Annotated in this window: 5 protein-coding genes; all 5 read left to right on the plus strand. The window is 62.8% G+C overall.

Annotated features, from left to right (window positions below; all coding sequences use genetic code 11):
• Nucleotides 1-1,210 (plus strand): hypothetical protein (locus DBR23_RS03980; RefSeq protein ID WP_108497388.1); only part of this gene is annotated, 1,210 nt, incomplete at its 5' end.
• A complete protein-coding gene (locus DBR23_RS03985; protein ID WP_108497389.1) occupies nucleotides 1,207-3,876 on the plus strand; it encodes a DUF2726 domain-containing protein in 2,670 nt (889 codons plus the stop codon). The genes DBR23_RS03980 and DBR23_RS03985, both read left to right, overlap by 4 nt.
• Nucleotides 3,877-3,911: 35 nt before the next feature.
• On the plus strand, nucleotides 3,912-4,790 hold the full coding sequence (locus tag DBR23_RS03990) for a nucleotidyltransferase (protein WP_069105662.1): 879 nt from the start codon (nucleotides 3,912-3,914) through the stop codon (nucleotides 4,788-4,790).
• Nucleotides 4,768-5,349, plus strand: coding sequence for an SLATT domain-containing protein (locus DBR23_RS03995; RefSeq protein ID WP_015013803.1), 582 nt, complete (start codon nucleotides 4,768-4,770; stop codon nucleotides 5,347-5,349). The genes DBR23_RS03990 and DBR23_RS03995 overlap by 23 nt, the downstream gene beginning before the upstream one ends.
• A 160-nt stretch (nucleotides 5,350-5,509) precedes the next feature.
• Nucleotides 5,510-6,483, plus strand: a protein-coding gene (locus DBR23_RS04000; RefSeq protein ID WP_233250259.1) for an IS5 family transposase whose coding sequence is annotated in 2 segments (ribosomal slippage) — nucleotides 5,510-5,708 and nucleotides 5,708-6,483 — 975 coding nt in all. Because the reading frame shifts where the segments join, the coding sequence is not laid out codon by codon here.
• Nucleotides 6,484-6,631 lie beyond the last annotated feature (148 nt).

The following is a 6,631-nucleotide window of genomic DNA, read 5'->3' on the forward strand; positions in this document are numbered from 1 at the left end:
GCCGGAGCCGAAGAAGGACAGCATCGCTGGCGAGACTAACATGGTGCCGGCACTGTCCATCACTCCGCTGGGCGGCACGCGGGACTGGCTGACCGAGGCGCCGGCGGCGTTCGAGATGGTCCGCAGGCGGTTGGAGGAAACCGACAAGGCCATCCTGGACGGGGTGGCCACGCTCCAGATTTGCGGTCGACACGGACCCGAAGTGTTGGCGAGGCTGCCGGCCCTCCCGCAGTCCGTCACGCCCGACGACACCTGCAATTCCGAGCTGGTGCTCCTTCGCGAGGACGACGAGCTGGTGCCAGGCGACGGGTTCGAAATCGCCCGCGGCGACGAGATGACGTGCTGGTCCCAGCTCGAGCTGGCCGTAAAGGATGAGGCGAAGGGCCAGCCGCCGGAAATTTCCCTGGAGGAGGCCGCCTGGTGTGTCGGCAAGGGCCGCTACGTGTGGCAGATGACGACCCTGCACCCCGACGACTATGTACCTGGGCAGACTCACTCGATGCTCACCGAAGCCGAGTCCGAGAAGCTTCTTCGTCGCTACCGCTTGGCGAGGCGCATCCTCGGCGGAAAGGTGATGCACCACCACGTCACGAAGCAACTGAAGTACCTGAGCGGCCCGGATGACACCTACCGCGTCGATCTGCATCGAGTCTTCCATGCGCTGAACGACGCTGGCCACGACTGGGACTCGTTCTGCGCCGAGACAGGCATCGAGCAGGAAAAGGTTCCCGAGGTGAAAGTCGGCTTCGTCATGACGTTGGCCGAGCACCTGAAGCTGAAGGACCCCAACAAGCTATTTGCCTCACCGCCGCGGGCAAAGCTGGCCAAGGCCGTCGATGACACCCTTGTCCGCGCGCTGATGCCGCGCGTGGACTTCGTGCGCTACCGGACGCCGCGAGACCTAACCCCCGACCAGGTCGAGGGCATTCGCGATGCCATCGAAGACTTCAGCGCCTCCATCCGCATCCAGAAGATGCAGCAGCTCGGTCAGTTCGTCGACCGTGATGACCCGCTGCCGTACCTCTGCTATGCAGGCGACGGCGAGGAGCTGCGGCTGAAGCTTGCGGAGCTTGGGCTGGAGATGTATGTCGGCGTGATGCCGCACCTGGTTTCCACTGAAGGAGTCATCGAAAAGCTGCCTAGCGTGTGGTCGTTCGCCTTTGGGCACGCCATCTACCTGGACATCGACCGCATCGAGGAGGGCGTATGAGCAAGAAGTCCAAGAAGAAGCCACAGGCAACAATCGCTGTCGCGGCAGCGGTCAACGCAGTAGCCGTTGAACCGGATGCCCCGCCGGAGCCGCAGCTCCGCTTGGCGGACATGCAGGCATCGGCTCGAGCGCACATTGACAACAAGGCATGGGCCGAAATCCTTGGCTTGGGTCGCGTGCCGCTGACGGCCATCCATAAGGACGACCGGAAATCCGCCGAGGTGTGGCTGTTGCGGGCAAAGATTCTTGGCCTCTATCCGCCCGGCATTCGGTCCCCCTACGAGCTGGCAAGGGAGGTACGCGAGGAGTACGAGGGCGCGCTCAAGGAACTGGCCGGCCGCGTCGAGGCGCTGCATACGCTGCAGCTCGAGTTCGACCTGTACCTCGACACGCTGGGCTGGTCGATTGACGATTGCGCACAAGCGTTCCGGCGCCTGTCGCGTGCCTGTATGGAGCTGACGAATGTTGATTGGCTGCGGAAGCTTCGCGGGCGCGCGTTGATGCTGTTGAGGGCCCAGGAGGGGCGACGGGGCGAGGAGATGTCGGCCGCTGACCAGGAGACGCTGGCGGCCCTTCCAGACCTCACCTTGGCGCTCAGCGAAGCTTATGCGGCGGCAGAGCAGGGCGAAGCCCTCGATGAAGAGGGCCGTGCACTCGTCAATGTGCTGCGGCTCGACCTCGACCTGCTGATGGCTGACCCGTGTGACTATGGGCGAGTTGGGGACGCGCTTCTTCGGCTTCCATGCCCGAGCGAGAGCTCCCTCATCGCCTTGCCGAAGGACGAATCGTCGGGCCGCGCGCAACTGCGGCTGACACCTCGTGCCTGGGCTTTCATGTGGATGCTCGAGCACACCCCCGGCGAGGGCTTGGCCGACCTGCTGCAGCGCTTCCCCGAGCCATTCGCCTGCGATGCCTGTGAAGGGCTTCGCCGGGTGCTTTGTGCCCTGTCAGCCGCGCCCGCCGACGTGGACGAGCATTTGTCGCTCGCGGTGCGCGCCTTGATGCGGTTTGCCGATGCCGACGCCCATTGGTTCGGGGAGCAGCTGACGATGACGCTGTCCGAGGGGGTGCAGGAAATCTACGTGGGAATGTCAGGGCTGCACATGGCATCGGTCGGCGACCTGCTGTTGCGGCTGTATGAGCATTCGCCCGAGGACTTCGCACGGCGAGCCGAGCTCGAGAGCCTCTATCGGATTTTCACCGCCAGTACCCAGTACTCCCCGCTGGAGGACGAGGCGCACGGCGACGAGGACATGCCGGGCCTTGCCTGGCTATGCGAGCAGAGCTTGTCTTTCCAGCTCGCGGCGGCCTACGTCATCCAAGGAGCGGCGGGTCGGATGCGCCTGCTGCTCGATGCTATGCGTCGAGCGACAAGTGCTGGCGTGCCGATGCCGCAGAACTACTACTCGGGCGATCTCAGCGGCGAGGACCTCGATGAGCCCGAAGCCTGGCCGGTGCTCGATGCACTCGAGCAACTGTCGGCGGTACGCGAGCAGATGACCGAGAAGACCCGGCGCATGTGGCTCGAGGTCGTGGGGGACATTTTCGACGCGTTGTCCAAGCTTGGCGACAAGGTGCGAGCCCAGCTGCTGCCCCTGGCCCGCGACTTCAGCGATGACCTTCTTGAGAAGGAGCATTCGTTCCGGCTGGCCTACCTCGAGCAGGTCGCGGGCGACCCGGACGATGCCCTGCACTACTACCTCATCAACCTCGACACCGCCGAGAACCTGCCCGACGTCAGTGTGAAGAACGCCAAGCTGCTTTGGGCCCGGTCCGAGGACCTGGGCCAAGTGCAGCAGTTCGTCGACAAGCTTCAAGAGGAGATGCCGACGTCGAGTCGCGCCGACGTAGTGCAGCAGCTTCTGACGGATGCGAAGGCGCGCCTTGCCACCCTGAACAAACGCGACCAGTTCGAGCGGACGGCGGTTAGTCGCTGGCCGTCGCTGACCGCACCTGCGCGCAAGCTGCTCAGCGTGTTCGCCAGCATCAAGAGCTACAACGGCCTGGCCGAGGTGGCCGAGTACGCCGGCATGGACCTGACCTGGGCCGGCCGACACTACGACAAGCTGGTCGAGCTCGGGATGCTCTTGGTCACGGACAAGACCTTCCGCATCAACCCGCACATCGCGCCGCTGCTTGAACGCGAGTCTCAGCACGCGGTCATCGGCAGGATTGTTCGCTCCCAGGGCACCAGCGCGGTCAAGCAAGTGTTCAACAGCCAGCGCGAGTTCACCATCTACCAGGTGCTGTTGCAGTTGTGCCCCAACCACCTCGTGTTCCCGAACTGCGCGCTGCAGAGCGTCATGAGCTTCGACCGCATGAAGGAGCTGGTGAGCGATGACGACTTCGGCTATTACCTGCGGGCGAGCGTCGACATCGTCGTCGTGTCGTCGACGACCTACCTGCCCATGCTGGCCATCGAAGTCGATTCGGTCTGGCACGACACCGAGCGCCAGCAACGGAACGACAACAAGAAGGACCGGCTGTTCGCAGCCGCCGGCATTCCATTCATGCGCCTTCGGCCGGTCGGTAGCCCGTCCGAGAACACCATCCGTGCCCAGGTTGCTGAGCACGTCGATGAGCTGGTTCGCAGCCTGCGCGCCGACCTGCCGGGGTACGACCAAGCACGTGGTCTGCTGGAAGACCTGTCTGGCGTTAGAACTTGAGCGGTCAGTATCAACACGCAGCCTAGGGAGGCTCAATGGGAGTAGGTGATTGGTTCCAAACTTTCTGCGGGAACATCCGCATCGGCACGGAGAAGCGTAGTTCTATTGGCTACCGCACAGGCCGCATCGTTGGCCAGCTGAACGCTGACCTGCGCGGCCTCGACTCGAAGACGAGCTACCGCTTCTACGTGGGCTCTTACGGGCGTTCGACGGCCATCCCGAGCGTTAGCGACGTCGACTTGCTGTACGAGCTGCCCAACGAGCTGTACGCCCGGTTCAACGGTCACGCCGGCAACGGGCAGTCGGCCCTGCTGGCCCATGTGCGCGCGTCAATCCAGAAGACCTACTCGGTCACCGAAATCGGTGGGGATGGGCAGGTCGTTGTTCTTCGGTTTGATGATGGCGTGAAGTTCGAGGTCCTGCCGGCGTTCCTGAACACAGAAGGTGGCTACACGTTCGCCGACACCAACAACGGCGGCTCTTGGCGCGCCTGCAAGCCGAAGCAGGAAATGACGGCCTTCATCACGCGGAATACCGAGTGCAACGGCAACCTGGTGGAGCTGGCGCGTATGGCTCGTGCGTGGCGCGACCAGAACAACGTTTCTATGAGCGGGATGCTCATCGACACCTTGGCCTACCAGTTCATCAATGGCTGGGCGTACAAGGACAAGTCCTACGTCTACTACGACTGGATGACCAGGGACTTCTTCGCCTTCCTGGCGGGCCAGGATGCCGGCAAGACGTATTGGACGGCGCCGGGCAGCGGCTCCTGGGTGTACGGCAGCGGCTTCCAGTACAAGGCCCGCCAGGCCGAACTGCGTACGAAAGAAGCCATCGACTACCAGCAGAACAACTATGACTACAGCGCAAAACAACTCTACAGGGGCATCTATGGCACCGACTTCCCCAGCTAATCCGTCCACCGCCCTGGAGGGGCAGCTGCGCGAGATGTATGGTCGTGCCGCGTACACGCACAAGACCCATCAGAAGATGGCGGACGGCTATGTCACCAAGTACAAGCGCATCAAGCTCATCGAAATCGTGCTGTCGGCAGCGACGACCACCAGCCTGCTGGTAGCACTCTTTGGCAAGAGCGAGGCCGCGACGGCGGTCGGTGCGGTCCTGTCGGCCATCTTGGCCGGCTGCGCCCTGTACTTCAAAGAGGCATCCCTGGGCGAGCAGGCGCAGCTGCACACCGAGGTCGGTGCAAAGCTGTGGGGCGCACGCGAGGCTCTCCTCAGCCTGCTGGTCGACCTGCAAGACGGGCGACCGGTCGAGGAAGTTCGCCAGCAACGCGACCGCCTGAACGCCGAGTTAGAAGACATCTACAAGGCCGCGCCGAGAACCAACAGCAAGGCCTACAGCGATGCGCAAGAGGCGCTCAAGAATGCGGAGGAGCTTTTCTTCACCGACGAGGAGCTGAACAAGATGTTGCCGAAGCAATTGCGTAGCAACGCTGGGACTACGACGTAGCGATAGGCCGACCCTAAATGACGGGTGTGCCGCCGAGACGGGTCGTTCGCCAGGGAGGTTCGAAAGTCAGCTCCCGCTGCGGAACCGACCACCGGCGGGGCAGTTTTAGGGCAATGCTGATTAAGGTCCACCGTTGTGGGGTTTAAACCGTTATCTGCACATGAAGCAGCAGACCTTGGCAATGGCCGCAGATCAAGACAGCGGATTCGAGCAACCGCGCAAACCCACCCGACGCGAAGAGTTTTTGCAAGCCATGGATGCCATCGTGCCGTGGGCCGCGCTGTGCCAGGTGATAGAGCCGCACTACCCCAAGGCAGGCAATGGGCGTCCTCCCATTGGCCTGGAGCGGATGCTGCGCTCCATTTCCTGCAACACTGGTTCAACCTGGCCGACCTGGCGTGCGAGCAGGCCCTGTATGACAGCGCCAGTCTGCGCCGCTTTGTGGGCATTGACCTGGGTCGCGAACGCGTGCCCGATGCCACCACGCTGCTGAAGTTGCGCAAACTGCTCCATGAGCACAAACTGGGCGAAGCCCTGTTTGCCAAGGTATGCCAGCAATTGCAGGAGCGCGGCTTCAAGGTCAATACCGGCACCATCGTGGATGCCACCATCATCGCAGCGCCCAGTTCTACCAAGAACGCCGACAAGGCGCGTGACCCCGACATGCATCAGACTCGCAAAGGCCAGCAATGGTATTTCGGCATGAAGCTGCACATTGGCGTGGACAGTCAAAGTGGGCTGGCGCACAGCGCTGTGGTGACGGCGGCCAACGTGCACGACAAGCATCCACTGCCTGATTTGCTGCACGGCAACGAGCAGCGCGTGTACGGCGACTCGGCCTACGCCAGCCAGAAGGCTCTGATCTGGGGCAAAGCGCCCCAAGCCAAAGACTTCACCAACCAGCGCACACGCAGGTGCGGGGTGGTCGATGAAACGCAGCGGTCCAAGAACCGCAACAAGTCCCGCATCCGCGCTCGCGTAGAGCATGTATTCGGGGTGGTCAAACGGCTGTGGGGCTTTGGCAAGGTGCGCTATCGCGGGCTGCAAAAGAACGCCACGCGTGCGTTCACGGCCTTGGCGCTGGCCAACATCTACCTTGCCCGAGGGCGCTTGCTGGGACAGGTGCGCCCATAGAGGCGGGAATCGGGCCTCAAGGCCCCGCGAACAGCCTAAATGGGCGGTGCGAGAGGCCAAAACATCCGAAAAACTGCACCATACAGTGCCGCACGGCAAATCACGACGGCTTGTTCAGCGTAGCCTTAAGCTTTTTGCGCTTGCTCGA

The sequence above is a fragment of the Acidovorax sp. HMWF018 genome (assembly GCF_003061035.1).
Taxonomy (GTDB): domain Bacteria; phylum Pseudomonadota; class Gammaproteobacteria; order Burkholderiales; family Burkholderiaceae_C; genus Acidovorax; species Acidovorax delafieldii.